General features: G+C 41.5%; 22 protein-coding genes. 8 read left to right on the top strand and 14 right to left on the bottom strand.

All coding sequences use genetic code 11. From position 1 onward, the window contains the following. Positions 1-2: 2 nt before the first annotated feature. The gene (locus ACSFVZ_RS01165; RefSeq protein ID WP_054560998.1) at positions 3-332 is read left to right on the top strand and encodes a 5-carboxymethyl-2-hydroxymuconate Delta-isomerase; all 330 of its coding nucleotides are present in this window, start codon (positions 3-5) and stop codon (positions 330-332) included. On the opposite strand, the gene ACSFVZ_RS01160 is transcribed toward ACSFVZ_RS01165, so the two are convergent. Beyond that, positions 333-2,462: a winged helix-turn-helix domain-containing protein gene (locus tag ACSFVZ_RS01160; protein WP_435557945.1), complete on the bottom strand. Its 2,130-nt coding sequence runs from the start codon at positions 2,460-2,462 to the stop codon at positions 333-335. It lies immediately after the preceding gene. A gap of 330 nt (positions 2,463-2,792) precedes the next feature. Between ACSFVZ_RS01160 and ACSFVZ_RS01155 the strand changes: the two genes are divergently transcribed. Beyond that, complete coding sequence (locus ACSFVZ_RS01155; RefSeq protein WP_435557944.1) at positions 2,793-5,813, top strand: TonB-dependent receptor domain-containing protein; 3,021 nt, start codon at positions 2,793-2,795, stop codon at positions 5,811-5,813. A 60-nt stretch (positions 5,814-5,873) separates the two neighbouring features. Here the strand turns inward: ACSFVZ_RS01155 and zapE are convergent, their stop codons facing one another. After that, the gene (gene zapE, locus ACSFVZ_RS01150) at positions 5,874-6,986 is read right to left on the bottom strand and encodes a cell division protein ZapE (protein WP_435557943.1); all 1,113 of its coding nucleotides are present in this window, start codon (positions 6,984-6,986) and stop codon (positions 5,874-5,876) included. 58 nt (positions 6,987-7,044) lie between these two features. Between zapE and rsuA the strand changes: the two genes are divergently transcribed. Both rsuA and ACSFVZ_RS01140 read left to right on the top strand, forming a co-directional pair. After that, entirely contained in the window at positions 7,045-7,743 is a 699-nt protein-coding gene (gene rsuA / locus ACSFVZ_RS01145) for a 16S rRNA pseudouridine(516) synthase RsuA (protein WP_135926123.1), read from the top strand. A 154-nt stretch (positions 7,744-7,897) separates the two neighbouring features. Beyond that, entirely contained in the window at positions 7,898-9,472 is a 1,575-nt protein-coding gene (locus ACSFVZ_RS01140; protein WP_435557989.1) for a methyl-accepting chemotaxis protein, read from the top strand. Between the two features lie 145 nt (positions 9,473-9,617). Here the strand turns inward: ACSFVZ_RS01140 and ACSFVZ_RS01135 are convergent, their stop codons facing one another. The 5 genes from ACSFVZ_RS01135 to rplU form a co-directional block, all read right to left on the bottom strand. Further along, the gene (locus ACSFVZ_RS01135; protein ID WP_135926124.1) at positions 9,618-9,995 is read right to left on the bottom strand and encodes a DUF3718 domain-containing protein; all 378 of its coding nucleotides are present in this window, start codon (positions 9,993-9,995) and stop codon (positions 9,618-9,620) included. A gap of 79 nt (positions 9,996-10,074) precedes the next feature. Then, a complete protein-coding gene (folA, locus tag ACSFVZ_RS01130; RefSeq protein ID WP_135926317.1) occupies positions 10,075-10,554 on the bottom strand; it encodes a type 3 dihydrofolate reductase in 480 nt (159 codons plus the stop codon). A 79-nt stretch (positions 10,555-10,633) separates the two neighbouring features. Further along, positions 10,634-11,788, bottom strand: coding sequence for an Obg family GTPase CgtA (gene cgtA, locus ACSFVZ_RS01125; protein ID WP_135926125.1), 1,155 nt, complete (start codon positions 11,786-11,788; stop codon positions 10,634-10,636). A gap of 154 nt (positions 11,789-11,942) precedes the next feature. Continuing rightward, positions 11,943-12,200: a 50S ribosomal protein L27 gene (rpmA, locus tag ACSFVZ_RS01120; protein WP_054551015.1), complete on the bottom strand. Its 258-nt coding sequence runs from the start codon at positions 12,198-12,200 to the stop codon at positions 11,943-11,945. A 16-nt stretch (positions 12,201-12,216) separates the two neighbouring features. Beyond that, positions 12,217-12,528 (bottom strand): 50S ribosomal protein L21, encoded by a 312-nt coding sequence (rplU, locus tag ACSFVZ_RS01115; protein WP_036965957.1) that lies wholly within the window; start codon positions 12,526-12,528, stop codon positions 12,217-12,219. Between the two features lie 410 nt (positions 12,529-12,938). Between rplU and ispB the strand changes: the two genes are divergently transcribed. Continuing rightward, the gene (ispB, locus tag ACSFVZ_RS01110) at positions 12,939-13,910 is read left to right on the top strand and encodes an octaprenyl diphosphate synthase (protein WP_435557942.1); all 972 of its coding nucleotides are present in this window, start codon (positions 12,939-12,941) and stop codon (positions 13,908-13,910) included. An 87-nt stretch (positions 13,911-13,997) separates the two neighbouring features. Here the strand turns inward: ispB and mdh are convergent, their stop codons facing one another. Continuing rightward, the gene (gene mdh / locus ACSFVZ_RS01105) at positions 13,998-14,933 is read right to left on the bottom strand and encodes a malate dehydrogenase (protein ID WP_138557013.1); all 936 of its coding nucleotides are present in this window, start codon (positions 14,931-14,933) and stop codon (positions 13,998-14,000) included. 225 nt (positions 14,934-15,158) lie between these two features. On the opposite strand from mdh, the gene argR reads away from it, so the two are divergent. Then, the gene (gene argR, locus ACSFVZ_RS01100) at positions 15,159-15,626 is read left to right on the top strand and encodes a transcriptional regulator ArgR (RefSeq protein WP_063702957.1); all 468 of its coding nucleotides are present in this window, start codon (positions 15,159-15,161) and stop codon (positions 15,624-15,626) included. Here argR and ACSFVZ_RS01095 read toward each other — a convergent pair. The 6 genes from ACSFVZ_RS01095 to ACSFVZ_RS01070 all read right to left on the bottom strand — a co-directional run bounded on the left by ACSFVZ_RS01095 (position 15,623) and on the right by ACSFVZ_RS01070 (position 22,264). Next, on the bottom strand, positions 15,623-16,522 hold the full coding sequence (locus ACSFVZ_RS01095) for a Dyp-type peroxidase (protein WP_435557941.1): 900 nt from the start codon (positions 16,520-16,522) through the stop codon (positions 15,623-15,625). The genes argR and ACSFVZ_RS01095 overlap by 4 nt on opposite strands. 61 nt (positions 16,523-16,583) lie before the next feature. Next, on the bottom strand, positions 16,584-17,627 hold the full coding sequence (locus tag ACSFVZ_RS01090) for an ABC transporter ATP-binding protein (protein WP_435557940.1): 1,044 nt from the start codon (positions 17,625-17,627) through the stop codon (positions 16,584-16,586). Continuing rightward, on the bottom strand, positions 17,624-19,258 hold the full coding sequence (locus ACSFVZ_RS01085; protein WP_199527359.1) for an ABC transporter permease: 1,635 nt from the start codon (positions 19,256-19,258) through the stop codon (positions 17,624-17,626). Before ACSFVZ_RS01085 ends, ACSFVZ_RS01090 begins: the two co-directional genes overlap by 4 nt. Before the next feature lie 71 nt (positions 19,259-19,329). After that, on the bottom strand, positions 19,330-20,334 hold the full coding sequence (locus ACSFVZ_RS01080) for a Fe(3+) ABC transporter substrate-binding protein (RefSeq protein WP_435557939.1): 1,005 nt from the start codon (positions 20,332-20,334) through the stop codon (positions 19,330-19,332). Between the two features lie 839 nt (positions 20,335-21,173). Next, on the bottom strand, positions 21,174-21,815 hold the full coding sequence (locus ACSFVZ_RS01075) for a tRNA-uridine aminocarboxypropyltransferase (RefSeq protein WP_135926318.1): 642 nt from the start codon (positions 21,813-21,815) through the stop codon (positions 21,174-21,176). A 131-nt stretch (positions 21,816-21,946) separates the two neighbouring features. After that, positions 21,947-22,264 carry a hypothetical protein gene (locus ACSFVZ_RS01070; protein WP_295512637.1) on the bottom strand — a complete coding sequence of 106 codons (318 nt, stop codon included), beginning with the start codon at positions 22,262-22,264 and terminating at the stop codon, positions 21,947-21,949. Between the two features lie 44 nt (positions 22,265-22,308). Here ACSFVZ_RS01070 and ACSFVZ_RS01065 point away from each other — a divergent pair, with 44 nt between their 5' ends. Together ACSFVZ_RS01065 and ACSFVZ_RS01060 are read left to right on the top strand one after the other, a co-directional pair. After that, positions 22,309-22,659 (top strand): DUF5522 domain-containing protein, encoded by a 351-nt coding sequence (locus ACSFVZ_RS01065; protein ID WP_135926133.1) that lies wholly within the window; start codon positions 22,309-22,311, stop codon positions 22,657-22,659. 184 nt (positions 22,660-22,843) lie between these two features. Continuing rightward, positions 22,844-25,276, top strand: a complete 2,433-nt coding sequence (locus tag ACSFVZ_RS01060) for a TonB-dependent receptor (protein WP_435557938.1) — start codon at positions 22,844-22,846, stop codon at positions 25,274-25,276. Positions 25,277-25,286 lie beyond the last annotated feature (10 nt).

The following is a 25,286-nucleotide window of genomic DNA, read 5'->3' as shown; positions in this document are numbered from 1 at the left end:
CCATGCCGCACATTGTTATAGAACACTCAGAAGATTTGCCAATTCTGCCACAAGTGTTAGTTGAAAAAGTTCACCAAGCCGTTTTTGACTCTGGCTTATTTGAGCTTTCGACCATAAAGACTCGTGCAATTGCTTATCAGCATTACGAATTAGGTGAAGGCAAAGATGGCTTTATTCACATCGGCGCATCAATCATGGCAGGCAGAACCATAGAGCAAAAGCAAATGCTCAGTGAGCAATTACTAAGTTGCTTAAGAACATACTGTCGCCGCTCCTATAGCCTAAGCGTTAATATTTACGATATGGATGCTGATATCTACCGTAAGTGTTAATTACTTTGGTAAATAGGCTGCGGGTAAGCGCTTGATTTCTATCTCAGGCGATAAATACGCAGTGTAAACTAGCCAACGCTCATTGGGTATGTAGGTCAGGCCCGATGAGCGACTATAAGCACGCTCTGGTAAAGCAATTAAATCATGATGCTGCTGACTTGCTAAGTCATAGTAGCTAATACGGTAATCACCTAAGCGTTCTTTATAGTAATAAATACGTCCCTCGTGATAAGCATTCTTTGCCACTAGCAACCATGCATAACTGCGCGCTAATTTAATATCATTCACCAGCATTTCTTCTACACCCGTATCATGATGTTTAATCCAAATAGCATGGCGCGAGTTAGTAAATAAAATATCACCTGTTTGTGTTTCAACACCATACTGTGCTGGCACTTCAACTGCTTTACCGAAGCTTTTTGCTGTTAAGTCATAACGGTAAAGATAGTCTCCATCAGAGACTAAAATATGCTGGCTATCAGCACTAAACTTGGGTTTAACAGCATGACTAAATGGCAGTTTGATTTGTTGGCTTTGCTCTACTTTGAAATCATAAAAATATAAGCGGGTACTGCCATTGTCATACAATGAAAACAAAATATAGCGTCCATCGGCTGACCAAGTTGGGTCACGAATTTCCCCGGTGTTATGTGCAAAGTCAGTAAGCTGCTTTCGCGAGCTGCTATCGGGGTTAACAATCCAAAGTTGTGAACTGCCCGATTCATTCGACACATATAGCAGTTTGTTTTGCTGCTGATTATATTCTGGGAATAGCGAGCTAAAATTAGTCGATAACATAGAAAACGGTGAACTGGCCACTTGTTCGTCTATTTTCAGGCGCGTGATCACCTTATCTAAATCCCACTGATGATAATAAACACTGCCATCGCTACTGTAGTTAGGTGAGCTCATGCCAGCGATTTGCGTGTTGATTAGGGTATGATTATCAATATCGTAGAAGTAGCCATAACGTTTGCCACCCTCAACTGCACTAAACGCCAATTGCGCTTTAGATGGATGCCAATCTACACCATGAATATCAACAAAATCATGAGTTAGGCGTTGGCTTTGCCCTGTTTTTACATCAATTAAAAACAGCGCTTTTTGGTTGTTTTTAACATTACGCGTAACCACAACTCGCTGTGCATCTGGCGAAAACGACACAGACTCATACACAGTTTCGCAGTCATCATTACAAGGAATAAACGTTTCATTTGTTTGTTTTGCCTGTAAATCGAGCAGTTTGATACGAGTGACATAGTCACCTGATTGCGTGGTGTGATCAGCAATATAGACTAAGGTTTTACCATCACTACTAATATCGAGATCAGTCGGATATTTATTACTACACTCCCCTAATACGACACTGGTGGCATTAATCAAAGACAACTTAACAATTTCACAGACATCAGACCCCATGCGGTAATAGTACAAAGTATTTGCATCTGGGCTGAACACAGAGCGCCCTTCTGTATAAGGAGAGTCAGTTAGTTGCTTGGCTGGATGCTCAGGAAAATGTAAATCGCGTAAATATAAGTTATTTGGTTTACCAAGCTGTCGCCATGAATACACCAAATAGTGCTGATCATTAGAAATTGAAGGGTAAATCTCGCGACCTGGGCTTGCAGTAACACTTTCGATGCTATTAAGCGGTAACACAAAGCTTGACTTTATTTGTTCCGAAGGCGAAGAGAACAGCCAATACATTACCACAAGACTAATTACACACATTGCCACAAACAGCTGACGAATTTGCGCAGTAGTGATGCTAATACCCACTGACTTTTCTTTATCAGCTGTATCTATTGGCTCAGGCTTTAACAAAACACGATAGCCCGTTTTACGTAGTGTCTCTATGTAAGTTTGTTCTGGGTCGAGTTCTTTAAATGCTTTTCGTAGATGCCAAATAGCGTTTGTTAAGGCTTTTTCACCAACATAAAAGTTACCATCCCACACATGATTAATAAGCTCTTCGCGTGTGATGGGCTCAGGATACCGTGCGACTAAACACCCTAATAGTTCAACAAACTTAGGCTGTAGTATTTGTTCAGTACCATTACAGTTAAGTTTGTTTTCGAGTGGGTTAATAACACAAGAACCCAGCCGATACGCGCGATTAGATGTTTCCATTAACTCTAAATAAAACCCCATTTTAGAAGTACAGCAGTATAAAGCCCTATCAATTTATCTTAAAAGCGTTTCTTTCACCAGCTTTAACGTTGCAAAACAGTTAACAATGACCATTTCTTAAGCCGCTGATTTTAAATGAATAGATATTCAGTAGATATAAAATAGAGACATAAACGAGCCACCTAAGATTGTAGTTAAGTTCACATTTCTATAAATATTTTTACGTCAATACCGACCAGCCAGAGTGTTGCTCACTGTAAATTTTAACTGCCCTTAAAAAGAGCATCACTCTGGTTCTAAAAATTAAAAATAAAACAACTAGGAACACCTGTGAGAAATCTACTAACCAAACCCTGTGCTATTGCACTTGCTGTTGCCAGTGGTTTTAGCCAACATGCATTTGCCAATGAAGCTGAGATTGCCCGCACCGCCAACACCACCCCAACAGCTAATGAACAAACTGAAGAGCCTGAAAAAATTGTAGTAACGGGTTCGCGTATTAAGCGTGATAGCTTTTCAATTCCTACACCGCTGGTCACAATGGACCGTGAAGCCATTGCCGATACCGGTTTAACCAATTTATCAGATATTCTTGTTGATAACATGCCAGCTCTAAGTGAGAGCATAGGTAACACCACCAGCCAATCAAGTGTTTCAGCAACGGGGTTATCTACCGTCGAACTACGAGATTTAGGTGCTAACCGCACTCTAACACTGATTGATGGCCGTCGTGTTGTATCAAATAGCTACAGCGGCAACTATGTTAGTTTAAATACCATTCCAAGCGGCATGGTAGAGCGCGTGGAGATAATCAGTGGCGGTGCATCGGCAACCTATGGTGCTGATGCCGTAGCAGGTGTGGTGAATATTATCACCCAATCAAAAAAAGAAGGCTTTGATTTTAAAGCGAACACAGGTGAAACCACTGATGGCGGCGGTAAAGAATTTACCCTTGATTTAAACTACGGTACCTCGTTTGCTAATGAGCGTGGCTACGCTTATTTCAGTGCCAACTGGGACCGTGATTTTGGTATGACTTTTTACGATCGTAAACGCGCACAAATTGAAGATAGTTACGATTACGATCCAGATCGCATGTGTAATGTAATGCAAACAGCAGATGGCGATCAATGTATGCGTGACATCACACAAGCTGACTGGGTTAGCAAAAGTGATGGTATTCCGGGCGGTGTATTTTTAGAAAACAGCCGCAACGACACGCAGTTTTGGTATGACGGTCAAACTCTACGTGATGACTGGAAAGGCAATGAAGAAATTTACGGTATTAACTCAAATCAATACGTAATGCTTGATGTTCCAAGCGATAACGTGTCTGCGGCAGTTAAAATTGATTATGACTTAACTGACGATGTGATGTTTTACGCACAAGTTCAATACAGCGAAAGTGGCTCGTTTAACAATAAGTCGCCTGAAGATGAATACGAAGGTGCGTATGTACCACGTTACGACCCAGCGACTGGCGAGCCCCTTGCAGATGTAGCACCGGGTTATATCCCAATCGACAACCCGTATGTGCCGCAAGAAATCCTCGATGCCAACCCATATAAAGATCGCATTTATTGGGATCGCCGCTTCAGCGAAGTCGGTAATATCAGCACAGATAATACCCGTAAAACGATTCGCAGCTGGGCAGGTCTTCAAGGCACGTTATTTAACGATGAGTGGGACTGGGATCTATCTGCAAGTTATGGTCGTTTTACCCAGCACCAAATTCGCAGCAATGAATTAAATACCGTAAAACTTAATCAAGCTTTGCAAGCTGAACAGTTAGCGGATGGCACCATTCAATGTATTGATGAAGCAGCTCGCGCTGAAGGCTGTGTGCCAATTAACTTATTTGGTGAAGGCTCTATCACCGAAGAGATGGCCGCTTGGATCCGCACTAACCCAATTATTGATACCGAAATAAAGCAATACGGTGTGGTTGGCTACATAACGGGTGATTTATTTGAATTACCAGCAGGCTCAGTATCCGCAGTATTTGGTGGCGAATACCGTAAAGACAGCCAAGACTTATCAACCAGCGACGACATGAAAGCTGGCGGTATTACCTTTAACTATGTACCAAATTTTTATGGTGAAGTTGAAGTCTACGAAGCCTTTGCAGAGCTTGCGATCCCGCTGTTAAAAGATGCTCCTTTAGCAAAAAGCTTAAGCGCAGAAACCTCACTACGTTTGGCTAACTACAGCATGGAAAACGTCAATACTGTTGCCAGCTACAAGCTAGGTGTATTTTGGGAGCCAATCGAAGGCTATGCATTTAGAGCAAACTACGCCCGTGCTCAACGTGCGCCAACGATCACCGAGCTTATGTCACCACCACGTGGCGATTACGACAGCTATGACGATATTTGTGACGGTTTAACGGCAACATCCACTAAACCAGGTCACGATAACTGCCGTAAGGAGCCTACATTAGCTGCACAACTTGCTGCTGATCCTAACTTTGAGTTTAGCGATGAGAACAACAGCTATTCACCGGGTACTGGTAACGAAAACCTAAAAGAAGAAACCGCTGATACCTATACCTTTGGGGTTACAGTGGCTCCAACCTTTTTAGAAAACTTTAATCTTGCCGTTGATTACTATGATATCGCCATTGTTGATGCGATTTCGCAGATCAGTAATGAAAACATCATGCGTGAGTGCTACAACTCAGAAGCAGCATGGGGCGAAGACAACGTATTTTGTAATGACATTACCCGTAACAGCGAAGGTAATATTATTAAAATCTTACAACGTCAATATAACCTCGATGAGCTAACAGCGCGCGGTTATGACGTGGTTGCACAGTACAAATTAGACTTAGATAACCTGGGTCAGTTGTCGTTTAAACTAGATTACAACCATGTAATCGAAAACTCGCAAACTTATGAAGGCCTTGATGGCAGCTTGGTAACCAGTCACTACGCAGGTTATGGCAGCAGCAAAGATAAAGCATCAATGTCAGTTACATGGCGTAACGATAACTTACGTATTCGCTGGCGCACAAATTACTTAGGCTCGTTTAAAGCAAGCCAGAGTCTTGAAGAAGACTATCAAGAGTATATTGCCGAAAACGATGCCCGCTGTGAGGCTGGTGAAGATACCTGTATCAGTAACCCAGAAAAACTTGCTTACCAAGATTATGGCTCGTTCTTAAAGCACAGCCTTTCAGCGTCTTACACCATGTCACTTGGTGAACAGAGCCAACTGCGCGTATTCGGTGGTGTAAATAACGTGTTTGATAATAAAGGTGACTTTTATCCATATGGCCGTGGTAACTACTATAGCGCATACGGCGGTGGTGCTGGTCGCTACGTGTATGTAGGTGCTCAATATAGCTTTTAACCGTTTCATATGAAGATCCCCAGCTAGGCTGACAACAAAGGCGCATTTAAAATGTGCCTTTTATCTTTTCCAGCTTTGCATCTCAACTAGTCGAGACTCGGTACGTGCATACTCAAATGCCAGCTTTTGCCCTTGATATAAATCGCTTATACCGACCTCGGCCGAGATCACCAGTAATCGGTTGCGATCATAAAACTCATCAACCAAAGCAATAAAGCGCCGTGCTTCATCATCTAAAAAGTGTTCTTGTAAATCCTGTTTTTCTCGCTGATAACTATCTTCAATGCCATGCACAATTTGTTTTCCCGTTGCTCCACGCCCCATTACCGGCACATTGAGTAAATAAACACGCTGAAAACACTCTGCCAAATAAATGTAATCCGCGATGCTTCTGGGTCCTGAGCAAAGTGTCATAAAATCAAACATAATGGCGTCTTGAGCTTGCATTACACAGCTAAGCTTGCGATGGCAAACCTCTATCGTTGTTTGCCTCTGTATTGCTTGCTCTTGTTTTAAAAAGCGCTCTGTTAGCGCCTCTTTATTATCAATAAAGTAATGTTCGGTTTGTTTACCAAAGCGAAAGCGATGATCTGTATGGCCTTCAACACTCAGAATATGGCAATGATCATTTAATAAATCGATAGTGGGTAAAAAGCGAGCTCGCTGTAAACCGTTACGATACAACTGTTCCGGTTGGCAGTTCGACGTTGCCACTAACACGACTTGCTGCGAAAACAAGGCTTTAAATAAGCCTCCTAAGATCATGGCATCGCCAATATCAGACACAAAAAACTCATCAAAACAAATCAAGCGAATGTGCTCTGCCCATTCTTTAGCAATCACATTTAGCGGATTTTTTTGCCCTTGCAACTCACTTAAACGCTCATGCACTTGCTTCATAAAATGGTGAAAATGCAAACGGATTTTACCCTCAATGCTAACTCGTTGATAAAATATATCCATTAACATTGATTTACCGCGACCAACAGGGCCATACAAATACACACCTTTAATCGGCTTTGCTCTTTGCCACCAATGACTTGGCGTAGTTAGCAATTGTGATAACTGATCCAGTGCGGTTATAGCTGCTCTTTGAGCGACATCCTCAGTTAAGTTGCCATTCGCTATCTCTGTTTGGTAGTGCTGTAATATTTGTCCTTGCTGTACTGTCATAGGTAACTAGTATCCGCTATACTCGCCGCCATTGTAGCTGACTAAAAATGTGATCCCAATGAAATTTCCATGCCGTTTAGATAAATTTATTAGCCATATTGCTGAGTTACCGCGCAGTAAGACCAGAGCTGGTATTAAACGCAAATACGCCACTGTTAATGGTGAGGTGATTACCTCATTCGATTTGTCTGTAACACAAGATGATGATATTCGCTGGCAAGGTGAGCCTCTAGTATTTTTAGGTAAACGCTACTACATGCTACATAAGCCTGCAGGTTATGTATGCGCTAATAAAGATGAGCTTCACCCTACTGTATTTGATTTAATCGATGAGCCAAACATGAGCGACTTTCATGTTGCAGGTCGATTAGATATCGATACCACAGGTTTAGTGCTGATCACTAATGACGGCGACTGGTCGCATAAAATTACCGCACCAAAGCATAACAAATTCAAAACGTATTTAGTTGAAACTCAAGAACCTATTGAAGACGAGGCAATTGCAGCGTTAGAGCAAGGGGTGCAATTGCACAACGAGAAAGAGCTAACTCGCCCTGCTATTGTTGAAAAACTTGCAAGCTACAGCTTACGCCTTTCAATTTGCGAAGGTAAATACCATCAAGTTAAGCGAATGCTTGCCGCTGTAGGTAATAAAGTTGTTGAATTACATCGTGAAAAAATAGCTGATATTACTCTTGATGAAAACCTTGCAAGCGGTGAATATCGAGCGCTTACAGAAGCCGAACTGAAGCTCTAAATAGGTACTTGAGCAAATATCATGATAACGCTGTCATTTTTACTTAATAAAATAATACAAACGTGGTAGAAGTAATAAGGGGAAATAATAAAGGAGGCTGACTGTGTTATCAGGATTAGCTTTAAAAACAAAAATCACCTTATTTGCTATCGCTATGTTTATTGCGTTATCTGCGATAGCTTTACTTGGCTTACAATCTTTACGCCATGCCAGCGAAAGCGACAACATCGCGCGTATCAACCAGCTCATGAAGAGCACCACCAATATTGTTGAGCAATTTGAGTTAATGGTTAAAAACAATCAACTCGAAGAAGCACAAGCAAAACAACTCGCTATTCAGGTGCTTCGTGAAAATAAATACCACGACTCAGAATATGTTTATGTTGTCGACAACAACTTAGATTTTGTTGCGACTCCTCACGACCCTGAACTGCATGGCACCAGCTTTAACGATTTTAAAGATGCCAGTGGCAACAGCATCGGCCGTATGGTCGAAAACCTCGTGGGTAATACAACCAATAAAATCATCACCTATCACTGGGATTCAGTGCGAGATGGAGAAACCGTTGATTTAACCTCTGTAGTACAAAAAACACCGCTGTTTGGCTGGTATGTTGGTACAGGCATTAGCGCCAAGGAAGTTGATGAACGTTATTGGAATACCGCAAAGTGGTTGCTGGGTTTATCAATGCTCATCACTATCGCACTTACTTTTGCTATTGCTCGCTTTGGCTCATCACTCACCAATGCCTTAGGCGGCGAAATTGACGAAGTAATTGGTATTGTTAAAAACGTTTCTCGCGGCAACTTAAACTCACATATTCGCCAAGATGCCCCACCTGAAAGCATTATTGCTGCTATGCATTACATGCAGCAAGGCTTACGTGGCGTTGTGGACGGTATAAAAGGCGTTACAGATAGCCTAAAGAACCAAAGTGTTGATAATGAATCACGCTCTGTTGAGCTCGATAAACTTACTCGTAGCCTCAACGAAGAAACTCAAATGGTTGCTTCAGCTATCACTGAGTTAACAGCTTCGGCGCAAACAGTTGTTGAACATGCAGAACAAGCGGCCTACTCAGTGCAAGAGGCGGAGCAACAAGGTCAAAGTGCCAGCCACTTAACCAGCGAGGCCGCTGACACTATCGCGCTTTTAGAGCAACAAATTGACAGCGCTGGTAATAATATTCAAGTGCTTGATGATGAAGTAAATAACATCGCAAATGTGCTCAGTGTTATTCAAGGTATTGCTGAGCAAACTAACTTACTCGCGCTTAATGCTGCAATAGAAGCTGCGCGCGCCGGCGAACAAGGGCGAGGCTTTGCTGTGGTTGCCGACGAAGTTCGCGGACTTGCTCAGCGCACACAAACCAGCACAGAAGAAATACGTAATATGATTGGCAAGTTACAAGCAGCAACTCAGGATGCCAAGTCTGCTGTCTCGCTAAGTATTTCAACCAGTGAACAAACAGTGCAAAAATCCACCAAAGCCAATGATGAGTTAAAGCGTGTTGCCAGCTCACTAAGTGCCATAGCACAAATGAGCGACCAAATCGCAATTGCCGCTAAAGAACAGCTCGATGCAGGCGAAGACACTGCCAAACGTATCGTTATCATCTCTGATACAGCATCACAAACGGCAGATGTTTCTAATCAAGCGCACACAGCAACTGATCTAATTAAAGGTCTAACAACTGATTTAGAAAAGGAAACTGATAAGTTTAGTTAACGATTAAAAACACGAATGTTGACTAAAGCCTAGCCTATCGCTGGGCTTACTCTTTTTATTGTCTCAGCATGATTACGTATTGGCATAATACAAATAAAAAAACCGCACTCTGTGCGGTTTTTTCAAAATCTGTTTACTTTTAGTATTAAAGACCTGCGCGGTCCTTAATAACAGCAATTAGTGGTGAACCACCATGGCCATTTGCTTCAGCCCATGCGATGTCAGCACCATCTTCTAAAGAGCTTTTAGATAAGTTCTTAACAATGTACTCACCAGTATCAGCAGCACCGCTCTCGATAGCATGACGAAGCATATTATTACCATTACATTTTACAGCGTCAAAAATGTTACGAATTTTAACACGTGAGCTCTTAAGCTTATCACGTAAACGGTTTTTATCATCTGCCGCGATATATTCACAGATAGATACAGCTAATTGGTCATCAGCTTTCGCTGGTGCGGTATACGCAACCGAAGCCGAAACAACTGCCGCCACGAGTAATAAGTTAGATAACTTCATCATATTTTGCCCTTATGCAATACTTTCTTCGTAGAAATATCGGACATTATTATACCAACCAATTAGTTTTACCGCAATAATGTTACGAATTTTTATACAGGGTTACAAAGGTATACGAATAAGGGTTTTTGTTATCAGGCTGATGCTGTTCTTGCTCAGCAACCGTCCAATTAGCAACACTTTCGTAATCTGGAAACTGAGTGTCACCTTCAACTTCAAGATCGATGAACGTTAAATATAATCGCTCAGCCTGAGGTAAAAACTGTTCGTAGATATTTCCGCCACCAATAATCATGACTTCTTCAACATCAGCGACTAATGCCAACGCTGCCTCAGGCGAAGTGACTACCTCAATGCCTTGTGCACTATAATCTGCATTACGAGTAATAATAATGTTTTGACGGCCAGGTAATGGACGACCAATTGATTCAAAAGTTTTACGCCCCATGATCACCGGCTTTGCCATGGTTACTTTTTTAAAGTGTTGCAGATCGGCAGGTAAATGCCATGGCATTTGGTTGTCTTGACCTATTACTCGGTTATTTGCCATAGCAGCAATCATTGAAATTTTCACACTAAACCTTAATACTTTTTTCTTATTAATAAAAAAGGAGCGCATGGCTCCTTTTCAGTTTCAAATTTTATCGTTGGTAGATAACTTCTACATCGTAGTCATCATCGTCCCAGTCGTCATCCCAATCATCATCGTCTTGAGATGTTGCTTTCTGATGGTAAGTATCCCACTTAAATTCAACTTCTTCTTTCTCTTCTTCAGCGAATTTTTCTTTCGGCATACTATCAAGCAGCGCCATGATGTCATGACATAATGCTTGGGTATTTTGCTTATTTGCTGCAGAGATGCGGTAAACATTAGTTTCTTCACCTAGCTCTTGAGCAATCTCATTACATAGCGCTTCAGCTTCATCTTCCGGCAATAAATCAATCTTATTGAAAACTAACCAACGCGGCTTTTCTGCAAGTTTAGGGCTGTATTGGTGCAGCTCGTTAATAATTGCAAAGGCATTATCAACAGGGTTGGTGCCATCAACTGGCATAATATCAATAATGTGTAGTAATACACGACAACGCTCTAAGTGCTTTAAGAAGCGAATACCAAGGCCTGCACCTTCTGAAGCCCCTTCAATAAGACCTGGAATATCAGCAATCACAAATGATTTATTTGCATCAGGACGAACCACGCCTAAGTTAGGAATTAGCGTCGTAAACGGATAGTCCGCCACTTTTGGTTTCGCTGCTGAAACACTGCGAATAAACGTAGATTTTCCGGCATTTGGTAAGCCAAGTAAGCCAACATCTGCAAGTAACATTAACTCTAAACGTAGGCTGCGAACTTCACCAGGTGTACCTAGTGTCTTTTGACGTGGTGCACGGTTAGTACTTGATTTAAAACGTGCATTTCCCAAGCCATGGAAACCACCTTTCGCAACTACAATTTTTTGACCATGTTTAGTTAAATCACCTAGTGACTCTTCAGTGTCAACGTCAGTGATACGTGTACCTACAGGTACTTTAAGCGTCAAATCAGCGCCCTTTTTACCTGTCATGTTACGGCTTTGGCCATTTGTGCCGCGCTCTGCTTTATGAAAACGCTCAAATTGATAGTCAATTAAGGTATTTAAGTTTTCATCGGCTTGTAGATAAACGCTGCCGCCATCGCCGCCATCGCCGCCATCAGGACCGCCGTCTGGTACATATTTTTCACGTCGGAAAGATACGACACCGCTGCCGCCATCACCCGCGTCACAACGAATTTCTACTTCATCTACAAACTTCATGATTACTCACTTTAAGATTGGCTTGTTAATAACTCTATTATATACCTAAGCCCTTCTGATTGCAGGCTTAGCTTAGATATATATTTACACGCCTTATTATTTGCCTTAAAACAAAAAACCCCGCAAAGGCGGGGTTTTTCAAATATCGAGATGATTACTCAGCTACGATATTTACGTATTTACGGTTTAAAGGACCTTTCTGTTCGAATTGAACTTTACCATCTGCTTTTGCGAAGATAGTGTGGTCTTTACCGATACCTACGTTTGCGCCAGCGTGGAAACGAGTACCACGTTGACGAACAATGATGCTACCCGCTAGAACTGATTCGCCACCAAAACGCTTAACACCTAGGCGTTTGCTTTCTGAATCGCGACCGTTACGAGTACTACCAGCTGCTTTTTTATGTGCCATTTCTCAGTACCTCTAATTAAGCGCTAATGCCAGTGATTTTAACTTCAGTGAACCATTGACGATGGCCCATTTGCTTACGAGAATGCTTACGACGTCTAAATTTAACAATCTTCACTTTCTCACCGCGACCGTGTGAAACAACCTCAGCTGTTACTTTACCACCGTTTACGAACGGTACACCGATCTCGATTTTCTCACCATCAGCAACTAAAAGTACTGAATCAAATTCAACTGCTGCACCAGTTTCAACGTCTAATTTTTCAAGACGAATTGTTTGACCTTCAGTCACACGGTGCTGTTTACCACCACTTTGGAAAACCGCGTACATAATTAACTCCGTCTGTGCGCCCTCAAATCGACGCAACTAAAATATTCTTCAATAGGGCGCGAAGTTTACGCTAATGCGCAAAAACTAGCAAGCCTCTTTTGCTATAAAATGAATAAAAAATAGCTGCATTGAGAGCAATTCAATATTTTTCCTTATTCTATCCTAAAAACAACGTATGCCAAGCGGTTTTTACGATCTCATGACAATTAAATTAACACGTCAAAAGCGCCGTTAAATAAATGCAAGCATGTTTACTATTCAACCAAACAACTACAATTAACTGTTCAAATTTGATTTAAAATAAAAAACTTTACAGTGTTTTTTTACTGAATCAGCACAAAATATCGAGCAAGTGCTTTTTTTGTTGTACAATCAGCCTCGTATACCCATAAATATTGGCTCGGAGATCAATGGATATAAAAGCTATCCAGACGTTAATCGATCATGAGATGAATGACGTCAATCAACTTATACATGCCCAAATGCGCTCAGATGTCGCATTGGTCAATCAACTCGGTTTATATATAGTAAACAGCGGTGGTAAGCGTGTTCGCCCTATGTTGGCCATTTTAGCAGCAAAAGCTTTAGGCTATGAAGGTAAAGACCACATTACACTGGCCACTATCATCGAATTTATTCACACTGCAACTTTACTGCATGATGATGTTGTTGATGAGTCACATTTACGTCGTGGTACGCCTACAGCAAATGCTGAGTTTGGCAATGCCGCTAGCGTGCTAGTTGGTGATTTTATTTACACACGCTCATTTCAGTTGATGGTTGGTCTTGGTAAAATGCCAATCATGGAAATTTTAGCTGATGCAACGAATGTCATTGCTGAAGGTGAAGTATTACAGCTAATGAACTGTAACGATCCTGACACCACAGAACAAAGCTATATGCAGGTCATTTACAGCAAAACAGCTAAGTTATTTGAAGCAGCAACTGGCCTTGCAGCAATTATCACTGAACAAGATGATAAAACGCTTGAGGCATTAAACCTTTATGGCATGCATTTAGGAACAGCCTTTCAGCTTGTTGATGATGTGCTTGATTACAACGCCGATGCTGAGCAACTTGGTAAAAATATTGGTGATGATTTAGCCGAGGGTAAACCTACCTTACCGCTTATTTATGCCATGCAAAAAGGCACGCCAGAGCAAATCAAGCTCGTTCGTGAAGCAATTGAACTTGGCAATGGTATGGATCACCTAGAAAGCATTCTTGAGGCGTTAGCTGATACCAAAGCACTTGAGTTTACAATGCAAAAGGCAGAGCAAGAGGCAGATAAAGCCATCGCCTGTATTGCATTTTTACCAGAAACGCCATACAAGCAAGCATTAGAGAGCTTGGCACGCATCGCCGTTGCCCGCGATCATTAAACGCTATTTATTCGAGCCATTAAAAAAGCCTGCATATGCAGGCTTTTTTGTTTTAGGTGCTTTAATAGCACCTATCATCTATCGGAATTAACCGTTGATGAAATCAACACCTTCTTGGATGTCTTTATTAAGCGTTTCAAGCATGTCGTTTTTAGCTTGCTCTTCGAAAGCGCTTAATTCACCGTAAGAAAGAATTTCTTCAACACCGTTCTTACCTAAACGTACTGGGTGTGCAAAGTATGCTGCGTCACCGTTTTCAACTGCAACGTATGCGTAATCAACCACTTCTTCACCTTGTAAGCCTTTAACTAAAGACATACAGAAACGTGCTGCTGCTGCACCCATTGAAAGAGTCGCTGAACCGCCACCCGCTTTAGCGTTAACAACTTCAGTACCTGCGTTTTGGATACGTGGAGTTAATGCTGCCACTTCTTCGTCAGTGAAAGTAACACCTTCAACTTGAGATAGAAGAGGAAGGATTGTAGTGCCTGAGTGGCCACCGATCACTGGAACTTTAACGTCAGTAGCGCTTAAACCTTTAAGTTCAGCAACAAATGCTTCTGAACGGATCACGTCAAGTGTTGTGATACCGAATACACGGCCAGCATCGTAAGTACCCGCTTTTTTGAATACTTCAGCAACGATTGGCACAGTGCCGTTTACTGGGTTAGTAATGATACCAACTAACGCTTTAGGACAGTTTTTAACGATGCCTTCAGCTAATGTTTTGATGATACCTGCGTTTACGTTGAAAAGGTCCGCACGGTCCATACCCGGCTTACGCGGCATACCCGCTGGGATAAGAACGATATCACAACCAACTAAAGCATCGTCTAGGTTATCAGCACCGAAACCTTCAACTTTAACGTCTGTTGGGATGTGAGAAAGATCAACCGCTACACCAGGAACAACAGGGGCAACATCGTATAATGATAATTCAGAACCTGCAGGTAAACTTGTTTTTAATAATAAAGACAATGCTTGGCCGATACCGCCAGCTGCGCCTAAAACAGCAACTTTCATTGGAATTCTCCGTAATTTGAGGTAGGAAATATTTGTGGCCCTAAAGATAATGAAATTAGCGACTAAAAACAAATTTATCCTGCTTATTTCGCGTATAATTTCGACCATAGTTGTAAACTTGGCTGTAAAGACACAGCATTTTGGACGACTTTGTAAACTAATACTGCATAAATATGCAGAGTTGTGTAGAATTACCCTACATTTTATGAATAAAGAAACGGCAACATGCAACCACAAGACAAACAAGAAGCACTGATCAAAGCGTTTAAAGCGCTATTAAAAGAAGAAAACTTCGGCTCACAAGGTGAGATTGTCGAAGCATTAAAAGAGCAAGGCTTTGATAATATTAGCCAAAGTAAAGTCTCTCGCATGTTAAGCAAGTTCGGTGCGGTACGTACTCGCAATGCAAAACAAGAAATGGTGTATTGTTTACCGGCTGAAATGGGTGTGCCAACAGCGAAAAGCCCGCTTCGCCAACTTGTTATCGATATTATGCATAACGAAATGATGATCATTATTCGCACCAGTCCAGGCGCAGCACAATTAATTGCTCGCTTACTTGATTCACTCGGTAAGGCGGATGGTGTACTAGGTACGATTGCAGGTGACGACACTATTTTTATCGCCCCTGCGAAGATTTCTGAAATCGATGTCACGCTTGAGCGCGTGCGCACTTTATTCGATACAGTTTAAAGCTGCTTTAAAAAGTTTACTGACGGGGCGAAAAACGCAGATCCCATATCGGCTTGAGTAAAATCGAGCCAATGATCATAGCAATCGCCCTGCCCTAAGCGACTCTTTAATACCTGTTCAAACGCATCCCCTTGCGCAGCACACGAAACCATTAAAATTCCCTGCTTATGCACATCACCAAATGGCATGCTTTGGTTTAGCAATAGTGGCTGGCCATGCTCATCTTTTAATTCACTACGAACCGCATGACTGGTTTCTACAGCGGGCACAATCAAGGTGTTATCAAGACGTGTACGCCCCATGATTTGCTCTTGCTCTGATAACGACAAATGTTGCCAAACACTTAAATCGTGCACAAAGCGCTGAACATGAATGTAGCTGCCTTGATCTTCAAAATGCCCCGGCCTGTCTATCAATGCGGTACTGCGTTTTTGTCTACCATGAGGGGTGTCACCCGCATAAATAAAGCCGTTAAAGTCGCGGCCATCTAAAAAACGAAAGTTACGCACTTGCTCCACAAGTTCTACATCTGGCGTAAATAATTTCAAGATCTGTAGGGCAAAAAGATGGTTAACATCTTCACGGTCTGAACGAATTTGTACAAATAAATCAAATGGCTGTGCACTCATAACATGTTCACTATGAGTCACATTAGGAAAGCTTTGTAATTGACTTGGAATAAACTCAGGCAAAATATGCGGCCAATATTGCGCACCAAGCGCAACCACGCACGACAGCATGGCTTCTGAGAACTGATCCGCAAACTCATCTTGAATGACGCTCACGCGTTTTAGCTTTTTACGTAATGACTCGTCATGGCCATCATAAACATTAAAAAACAGGTGCAAACCATGTAAGTTTGCTTCAGCACAAATCCCAGATTGCGCTTGCGCCATAGTGAATCCTTAGCTTCTCGTTATTTGCACCTAGCCAAGAATTCAAGATTGTTAAGTAGTACTAATCATGAAAAAAATTGACTGTGTGCGGCATTATTTTTATTTTTACAGGCTGCTCAACTGCAAACACGCGGTCTTGCTCTGCAGCGACTTCACACTCCTGCCCCGCTATATTCACACGATAAACATAACGTGTGCCTATAAAGCGTCTGTGCAAAATTGTCAGGCTATTTTCATCACTCTGATCAGCTTCACATAACTGAATATAATGAGGCCGTACATAAACTTGCCCTTGTTTGTGAGCACTGTTATTTACTGTGAGTGAATGTATTACACCAAACGCCGTTTCGTATTCAGTTGGCGTTAAGACTTTCGCCGTTAAGTATATGCCTGTACCAAGAAACTCTGCAACCTCCTTTGAGTTAGGTTGGCTAAATAACTGTTCTGATGAGCCTTGTTGGGCTATTTTTCCACCATGCATTACAGCCAAGGTGTCAGCAAACGCAAACGCCTCTTCCTTCGAATGGGTAACAAATACTGCTGATACTTGCTGAGCTTTAATGATACGGCGGATGTCGGCAATTAACTCAAAGCGAACCTGCGTATCGATATTAGAAAATGGCTCATCAAGTAATAACAAGCTGGGTTTATAAGCAAGCGCACGAGCAATTGCAACACGCTGTTGTTGACCACCTGATAATTGATGCGGATAACGTTCTGCACAGCCAGTTAACTTAACTAAGATCAGCATTTCATCCACGCGCTCACGCTTTTGCGACTTACTCATATTGGTTAAACCAAATGCAATATTGTCGCTCACCGATAAGTGAGGAAATAACGCGTAATCTTGAAACATCATGCCAATATTACGTTTTTCTGGTGCAACAAAATGCTTGTCGTCATTAACGACAAGCGAATCAATGCTCATAAAACCTTGTGAGGGCTCTATAATTCCGGCAATCGCTTTTAACGTCGTTGTTTTACCGCAACCACTTGCCCCCAGCAGGCAAACGATTTCGTCTTGTTCAACATTCAAATTAAGCGCATCCAATACCTTAGTGCCATTGTATTGATAAGCTAAATTTTTAATTATCAAATGACTCATGAATGATTTTGCTCCATCGAACGATTAACGAAATACAAAGGAATAAGCCCGACTAACACAATAAATAGGGCTGAGATAGACGCTAACTCTAACTGCTCATCACTAACATATTGAAAAACATGAGTTGCAAGAGTTTCAAAATTAAACGGTCGTAATAACAAGGCCGCGGGTAGCTCTTTCATACATTCAATAAATACCAGAAGCCCAGCGGTTAAAATGCCGCGTTTAAGTAAAGGCAGATGTACTTTATACAAGGTTTGAAATGCACTTTTACCCATAGATTGACTTGCCATATCAAGAGAAGGGCTAATACGTAAAAAGCTGCTTTCAAGGGCGCCATGTGCAATCGCGTAAAAGCGCACAATATACGCAAAAATCATCGCAAATAATGTCCCACTCAGAAGTAAACCCGGCGATAAACCTATTGGTTCAAGCCATTGATTAAGTGCATCATCAATTTGTGTTAGTGGTAACAATACCGCAATCGCCAGTACCGTACCCGGTAGCGCATAACCCGTACTTGCTAAACGCCCCGGAATGAGTGGATACGCTTGTTTAGCAATACGCTGATAAAACAGTACCAACAAGCTAAGAAGGATTGTCACTAGGCTGACAGCAATGGCGACTTTAAAGCTCTGCCAAGCATAATTAAAAAATGCCCCATTCCATGCTTCATCCGCATAAACAATGGCGTATTTAACAAGCACTCCAACTGGCAAGACAAAAGCAAGTACCAACACAACTGTGCAGACTAAACTTGCAGCCCATGCTGTGCTACCTTTAAAGCGATATAAAGTTGCGCTGTTAATGCTCGACTGGCGTTCATACACAGCTTGATTACGACGACTAAAGCGCTCAACCATAATAGTGAGAAACAAAATAAGCAGCATAATGCCTGATATTTTTGCCGCAGCGGTTAATGAATAATAGCCAAGCCAGGTATCGTAAACAGCGGTCGTTAGTGTGCTCACTGCAAAGTAATTAACAGTGGCAAAATCAGCCATAGCTTCCATACTGATTAACGTAACTCCTGCCACAATTGCCCCTCGACCAAGCGGTAAACTTACCCGTAAAAAGCTTTGTAATGGCGATAACCCCATTAACTGACTAGCTTGCACTAATTTAAAAGATTGCTCTCTTAAGGCCGTTTTAAAAATAAGATAAAGATACGGATACAGTACTAATGCAATCATAATAATTGCACCCGGCAAAGTTCGAATATCAAAAAACCAATAATCATCGGGTGACTGCCAATCAAACCAGTCCCTGAGCGCAATTTGCACAGGCCCAGCATAATCAAGTAAGTCCGTATAAACATAAGCAATGAGATAAGTTGGCATTGCCAAAGGCAGCATCAGTGCCCATTCAAAGTGTTTTCGACCAGGAAATTCACAGTACGCAGTCAACCACGCAAGCGGCAGCGCAATAACACAGCTCAATAACCCAACCCCTGCTATGAGTACAAGGGTATTACGCGTGTAGTCCCACAAAACAGTATCGAATAAATGCTGAAAGACATCCGAACCACCTTGCAGAGATTCAAACAATAAAAAACCTAGCGGCGTAACAAGTAGCAAACCGATTAGCCAAGCCAATACTTGCCAACGCGACAACGAAAACTTCACATGCATAAGTGGATTAATACCAGATAAAATAAAAGCTGTTAAAAAACAGCTTTTATAAAAGACGAGGAAAAACCTCGTTATAAGTCAAACTTTACTTCGTCAATAAGCTTTAACGCAACAGGACGGTATTTACTTATTTCATCAAGAGCAAGACTATCTTCTTTAAACTCACCCCATGACGCAACCATCTCAGACAATGCAACCCCTTGCTTTACTGGGTATTCCATATTGACCGAAGCATACATATTTTGCGCTTTATTGTCGGTCATATACTCAATCAGTTTCAAGGCATTTTCCGGATTTTTAGCGTATCGCGTCATAACAACACCCGAAACATTAATATGTGAGCCACGACTGGTTTGGTTTGGAAAGTTAATATTAACCGCTTCAGCCCATGACTTTTGCTGCTCATCTTGCATCATTTTACCAAAATAGTAGCTGTTGCCTAATGCCAGATCACATAATCCTTCTTTCACAGCTTTGACTTGCGCTCTGTCGTTACCTTGTGGCTTACGTGCTAAATTGGCTTTAACGCCCTCTAACCATTGTTTAGTTTTTGTTTCGCCATGGTGCGCAACCATAGAAGCAACTAAACCTAAATTGTATGGATGCTTACCTGAGCGAGTACAGATTTTGCCTTTATATTTAGGATCAGCCAAGTCTTCATAACTTAAATCAGCGAGTGCGCCAACACGCTCTTTTGAAGAGTAAACATTACGAACTCGTTTCGTTAAAGCGATCCATTGGCCATCAGCATCACGAAATGTGCTAGGAACATTTGCATCTATAACATCGCTTTTTATTGATTGAGTTAAGCCAAGATCTTCTAATTGAATAAGTGCGCTAAAGTTTGAAGTAAGCACCAAATCAGCTTTGCTGTGCTTACCTTCACGTTTCACACGTTCAATTAAGCCTTTTTTCGCAAACACCACATTGGTTTTAATACCAGTCTGCTTGGTGAAGTCATCTAAAATTGGCTGAATTAAGAATGGTTGACGAAACGAATAAATATTAACCACATCGGCAGAAAGTGCTGACGTACTCATTAAAGTAGTCAAAATCAGTAAGGCTGTTTTTTTCATTGTTGGCACCTAAATAATAACAATTATCAAAATATTTTACCTATACTCTGCTAAAAGTGCACCCGTTTATATTCCCCCTATAACTTTATGTACTGCCATTTGAGAACTTACTTGTAAGATATATCTCACCTAAATGGCAGTTATTGAGTAAAAAAACTCGAAAAACCGCCCCTAAAAAAGCTTAAAGCATTGATAAATAGTGATTTATTATTAATTACAATAATGTAACCGTTATTTTAATTGCGATTTTGACCTATTCGATGCTCACTAATTCCCTATACTTATATACAACAACTAAGCAAGAAGCTTAATGAGTAAACGGATATGGAAGTATTACTCATAAAACCGCGGAATAAGGTTCATTAGGATAAAAAGGAACTAAGGACAGGCTCAGGAAGAGTAACGCAATGGAATGACACACTAAGGACAACATCAGGATGATGTGAAATGGCATAACAACAGGACGTTGTTATACAGGATGTTTAAAAAGTGGATTAAAGGACAGGCCGAAAGGTATCGCAATGGAATTGCTAACATATGGATATGTGTCAGGACGACGCGTAAAGGATAGGTAAAGAAATTACCCGCATGGATGTAAAGGAGTGACAAGGAAACAAGGCTGGAAAGCCTTACATTGCATAGAACCAAAAAGTAAAGTGCAATCGCATGGATAGGCAAAGTTTAGGGAGTTGATTAGATTCAATTGCAGGATGCAAAAAATTAAGAAGATTCCGCAAGCGCGACTAGCAATAGTTCGCGCTTTTCTTTTGCCTAAAAATAGTTATTCCAATCCGCAACAATACTTAATCATTTTGAGGGATTAATTAAGCAAAGTAGTATTACTCTGGGCGTCCTTTATTTCGCTTTCCTAGTAAATATGCATCCCTAAACTTTATAAAGTGCGTTTCGAGCTTTTGTGTAGCATCTACTTCACCTGCAAGAGCAAGCACCATTATCGCGACCTCAGCTGTACCAAGTTGATGCTCATGTGGAGCAACTCGTAAACGATAATCTGAAAGCTTTTCTGGGGTAATAGACAATACAGGTAAGTTATCTAAATAAGGGCTTTTGCGAATCATCTTTTTTGCTTCACGCCAAGTACCATCTAAAAAGATAAACAATGGGCGCTTACCTTGCTGTGGCGATACTTCATCGATTACTCGCGTTTCATCTTCAACATCACTCGCCGGAAAAATCACCATTGGCTGATATTGTGGGTCTTGTAATAAGGCTAATAATGCGTGATCAGGTTCTGTTCTGTCCCACTTAAATGCATAGTTTTCAGGAATAATTTCAGCAATCAAACGCCCTGTATTCGATGGTTTAAAGCTTTCATTATGATACATCAGTAAACACACTGCGGCATTACACTGCGCTTGTTCAACACCTTCACAAATGCAATAGTTTTCAGCTAATAAACAACGCTCACAACGAGTAAGCTTTGCACCTCGTGCTTTAAATTCGCGCCTTGATTCGCTCATTTGCTGTGCGCGAAGCGCTAAAACTGCGTTATTAAAAATATTAGCCACTGTGATTACCGAAAAATTAAACGGCGCATATTGTAGCTAAAATTAATGGTAATAGAAATCTACCATCTAATGATGAGTTATTTTTATACCAAGGCTAACAACCTTACTAATGTCATCTTTGTAAGTTCACCCATTTGTTCATGATTACTTAAAGCATACACAGCACCTTCAACGGCGCTCTCATCTATATCTTGACGAGACTCTAAAACACTGGCCCAAAGCACCAGATCGTCAAAATCAATTTCACCATTAATGGCTCGCTCTAGAACTTGGCGAAATACTGCCTTGGTCAATATATATTCACCCTCTTGGCTATCTGGGCAGGCAGCAATTACAGTGATAGCCTCATCCCAAAGCTCCCCAAAACAAGCGAACTGACTTAATGCGTGTAATTTATCCATTTGCTATGCTTACCTTTTAAACTGACCGGTTAATCCTTGACTCAATGACAACCCTTACCTGCTCACACTGCGGTGCCTCATTAACATGTCGTGCTGATGATATAAATGCCTGCTGGTGTAACGAACTGCCTGCAATCTTACCTATTAATAATGCAACATCCTGCTTATGTCGTGAGTGTACTATAAAACAGATAAATATCTTTTTATCAAAACTATATGAACAGCCCCTGGCTGAGCAAATAGCCTTTGCGAAACCCTTTTACCAGCATGGTAATTTGATTGAAAACCTCGATTACACATTAGAAAACAACTATATGGTGTTTAGCCGCTGGTTCTTTTTAAAGCGTGGTAAGTGCTGCACCAACGGGTGTACTCATTGTCCCTTCAATGACTAACGACTCCTCACTAGAGTATTTATTCAAATAACGTGAATTTTTTTGCAAATAAGACATGACGAAAAGAATAAAAATACATTATAATTGGATATAAATTCACTAATTCACTCTAGAATTACGCTTAAATTATTAACTTTGTTTAATTTTTGAGCATAAATTTACTACAACATAATCGGAATCAATCATGAACACCTTTAAGCCTGCTCTACTTGCAAGTGCAATTTCTGCGGTTTTAATCAATAGCAATATGACGTTTGCAGCTGAAGATGCTATAGAAGTTGATAAATCAATTGAAACTATTCAAATCACTGCAACACGACGTGCAGGTTCAGTGCAAGATGCACCGCTTAATATCACAGCCCTAAATGGTGATGTAATTAGCGACCAAAACATTGGTGATCTTGAAGATGTCGCGCGCTGGGTACCAGGCTTAACAATTTCTGATCAAGGTGGCCGTGAAGGTTCTCCGATAATCGTTCGTGGTTTAAACACAAATACCTCTGATCGTATTTCTGATAGTGGCACAGTGGCCACTTATGTTGGTGAAATTCCACTTAGCATCGACTTACGTTTAACTGATGTTGACCGTGTAGAGGTGTTAATTGGTCCACAAGGTACACTTTATGGTGCGGGAACTTTAGGCGGTGCGATCCGTTACTTACTTAAGCAGCCCGATCTAGATCTAACAGAAGGTCAGGTTACAGGTGATGTATTTAGTATCAACGAAAGCGACGGCACCGGCGGTGAGTTTGGCGTGGTATTCAACACTCCGCTTATTGAAGAAAAACTCGCATTTCGTGCCAGCTTAAACTATTACGATAACCCTGGTTACATTGACTATACGCACGTGGTTCAAGAACCGGGTGTATCAAACCCAAACCCTGACTTTTCAGACAGCAGCGATGTAAATGCCAACTTAAAAAGCGTAAGCGATGTTAACGATGAGCAAATCACCACAGCACGTTTATCACTGCGTTGGCTTGCAACCGAAGATGTTGATGCAACGCTAAACTACTTTTATCAAAAGCAAGAAAATGGCGGTAACTCGACATCGCAATACGGCTCACTTGCTGATAGTAGTGCACTACAAGGTGTCCCAGGAAAGTACGAAAACGTAGCTCGTGTACTTGAGCCTGGCGAAGAAGAAAATGATTTATTAAGTTTAGAAGTAAAAGCAGATCTTGGTTTTGCTGAGCTGGTATCTGCATCTGGTTGGTCTAGCTATGAGCAGTCTGGTCAACGCGATCAAACTGATCTACTTTACGATATTTGGTCAGGTTATGCTGACTTCCCTTCTTTTGTTGGCTACACGCACGATACCTCAGATCGCGATACCTTTACGCAAGAGCTTCGTTTAGTATCAAATAGTAATAGTGCTTTTAACTGGATTGTAGGCGGCTTCTACAACAAAGTAGAAAGTTACTCAGATGACCGTGAGTACACGCCGGGTCTGACTGAGTATTGGGGTGGCGGTATTCCCAATGTTGAACAAGACCTTGAGTATATTCTAATTTCAGATAGTGAAACCACAGAAAAAGCACTTTTTGGTGAAATCGGCTACAGCATCACAGATCAGTTTGATATAACTTTAGGTGCTCGTTTTTACGAATACGATGTATCAACAACATCAGGTTCTGCAACACCGCTTTACTCAGGGGATTTTGATTCACTCGATAATCTAGTTATGGAAAATGTAAGCGCCAGCGATAACGGAAACTTATTCAAGTTTAATGCTAACTATACATTCGATAATGGTGTGCTTGCTTACTTTACCGTGAGTGAGGGTTTCCGTATTGGTGGTGGTAACGGTATTGCCCCGTGCCCTGATGTACTACCTGAACAACAAATTGTTTGTGCTCTACCAAACGAAGAAGATTACAAGCCAGATACAACAGTCAACTATGAGCTAGGCTTTAAGTCGTCATGGTTACGTAACCGCCTACACTTCAATGCAGCGCTATTTAATGTTGATTGGAAAGATGCGCAAGTTGGTAGCAGCACTGTAAATGGCCAAGAATTAATTACCTCGAACGCAGGCTCTGCTAATTCGAAAGGTGTTGAGCTTTCTACTCGCGCAATGATTGGTGATAATTGGGCTGCATATGCGACATACGCGTATGCAAAGGCTGAATTGACCGAAGATGCACCTTACTTATTTGGTGTGTTAGGCGATGACTTAGCGCAGTACCAAAGCTACTATGATGGTGCTAAAGGCGACCGTTTACCGGGCGCTCCTGAGCATCAATTCTCGTTTGGTCTTCGTTACGAGCAAGATGTCTTAGGTGATAAGTTATTAAGTGTAAACTACGGTATCACAGCGCAAAGCGATGTGATCACCAAAGTAGGCTTAAAAGCTGACGGCGAAGTATTACCGGGTTATGCACTAAGTAACTTATCTGCCAAAATTACTGGCGATATGTGGTCTGCAACGCTTTACGTAGACAACTTATTCGATAAATATGCATTCACTTCTGTACGTCGTGATAAGTCTTGGGCTGGTATGTCGCAATATGCTGAGCTTAATAAAGAGCTACCTGAGCTACAGCGTGTTTATGGTCACTACACCACTGCGCCTCGTACTATCGGTATGAAGTTTAGCTACAACTTTGAGCTGTAATTAAACATAC

It is taken from the genome of Pseudoalteromonas nanhaiensis (assembly GCF_051235485.1).
Lineage (GTDB): Bacteria > Pseudomonadota > Gammaproteobacteria > Enterobacterales > Alteromonadaceae > Pseudoalteromonas > Pseudoalteromonas lipolytica_C.
This window is presented reverse-complemented; position numbering and strand designations above follow the sequence as displayed.

What these genes read in the sequence shown, in the direction of transcription:
- ACSFVZ_RS01165 (WP_054560998.1), top strand. Translation starts at nt 3, where the DNA reads ATGCCGCACATTGTTATAGAACACTCAGAAGATTTGCCAATTCTGCCA.
- ACSFVZ_RS01160 (WP_435557945.1), bottom strand. Translation starts at nt 2,462, where the DNA reads ATGGAAACATCTAATCGCGCGTATCGGCTGGGTTCTTGTGTTATTAAC.
- zapE (WP_435557943.1), bottom strand. Translation starts at nt 6,986, where the DNA reads ATGACAGTACAGCAAGGACAAATATTACAGCACTACCAAACAGAGATA.
- rsuA (WP_135926123.1), top strand. Translation starts at nt 7,045, where the DNA reads ATGAAATTTCCATGCCGTTTAGATAAATTTATTAGCCATATTGCTGAG.
- ACSFVZ_RS01140 (WP_435557989.1), top strand. Translation starts at nt 7,898, where the DNA reads ATGTTTATTGCGTTATCTGCGATAGCTTTACTTGGCTTACAATCTTTA.
- ACSFVZ_RS01135 (WP_135926124.1), bottom strand. Translation starts at nt 9,995, where the DNA reads ATGATGAAGTTATCTAACTTATTACTCGTGGCGGCAGTTGTTTCGGCT.
- folA (WP_135926317.1), bottom strand. Translation starts at nt 10,554, where the DNA reads ATGATTGCTGCTATGGCAAATAACCGAGTAATAGGTCAAGACAACCAA.
- cgtA (WP_135926125.1), bottom strand. Translation starts at nt 11,788, where the DNA reads ATGAAGTTTGTAGATGAAGTAGAAATTCGTTGTGACGCGGGTGATGGC.
- rpmA (WP_054551015.1), bottom strand. Translation starts at nt 12,200, where the DNA reads ATGGCACATAAAAAAGCAGCTGGTAGTACTCGTAACGGTCGCGATTCA.
- rplU (WP_036965957.1), bottom strand. Translation starts at nt 12,528, where the DNA reads ATGTACGCGGTTTTCCAAAGTGGTGGTAAACAGCACCGTGTGACTGAA.
- ispB (WP_435557942.1), top strand. Translation starts at nt 12,939, where the DNA reads ATGGATATAAAAGCTATCCAGACGTTAATCGATCATGAGATGAATGAC.
- mdh (WP_138557013.1), bottom strand. Translation starts at nt 14,933, where the DNA reads ATGAAAGTTGCTGTTTTAGGCGCAGCTGGCGGTATCGGCCAAGCATTG.
- argR (WP_063702957.1), top strand. Translation starts at nt 15,159, where the DNA reads ATGCAACCACAAGACAAACAAGAAGCACTGATCAAAGCGTTTAAAGCG.
- ACSFVZ_RS01095 (WP_435557941.1), bottom strand. Translation starts at nt 16,522, where the DNA reads ATGGCGCAAGCGCAATCTGGGATTTGTGCTGAAGCAAACTTACATGGT.
- ACSFVZ_RS01090 (WP_435557940.1), bottom strand. Translation starts at nt 17,627, where the DNA reads ATGAGTCATTTGATAATTAAAAATTTAGCTTATCAATACAATGGCACT.
- ACSFVZ_RS01085 (WP_199527359.1), bottom strand. Translation starts at nt 19,258, where the DNA reads ATGCATGTGAAGTTTTCGTTGTCGCGTTGGCAAGTATTGGCTTGGCTA.
- ACSFVZ_RS01080 (WP_435557939.1), bottom strand. Translation starts at nt 20,334, where the DNA reads ATGAAAAAAACAGCCTTACTGATTTTGACTACTTTAATGAGTACGTCA.
- ACSFVZ_RS01075 (WP_135926318.1), bottom strand. Translation starts at nt 21,815, where the DNA reads ATGAGCGAATCAAGGCGCGAATTTAAAGCACGAGGTGCAAAGCTTACT.
- ACSFVZ_RS01070 (WP_295512637.1), bottom strand. Translation starts at nt 22,264, where the DNA reads ATGGATAAATTACACGCATTAAGTCAGTTCGCTTGTTTTGGGGAGCTT.
- ACSFVZ_RS01065 (WP_135926133.1), top strand. Translation starts at nt 22,309, where the DNA reads ATGACAACCCTTACCTGCTCACACTGCGGTGCCTCATTAACATGTCGT.
- ACSFVZ_RS01060 (WP_435557938.1), top strand. Translation starts at nt 22,844, where the DNA reads ATGAACACCTTTAAGCCTGCTCTACTTGCAAGTGCAATTTCTGCGGTT.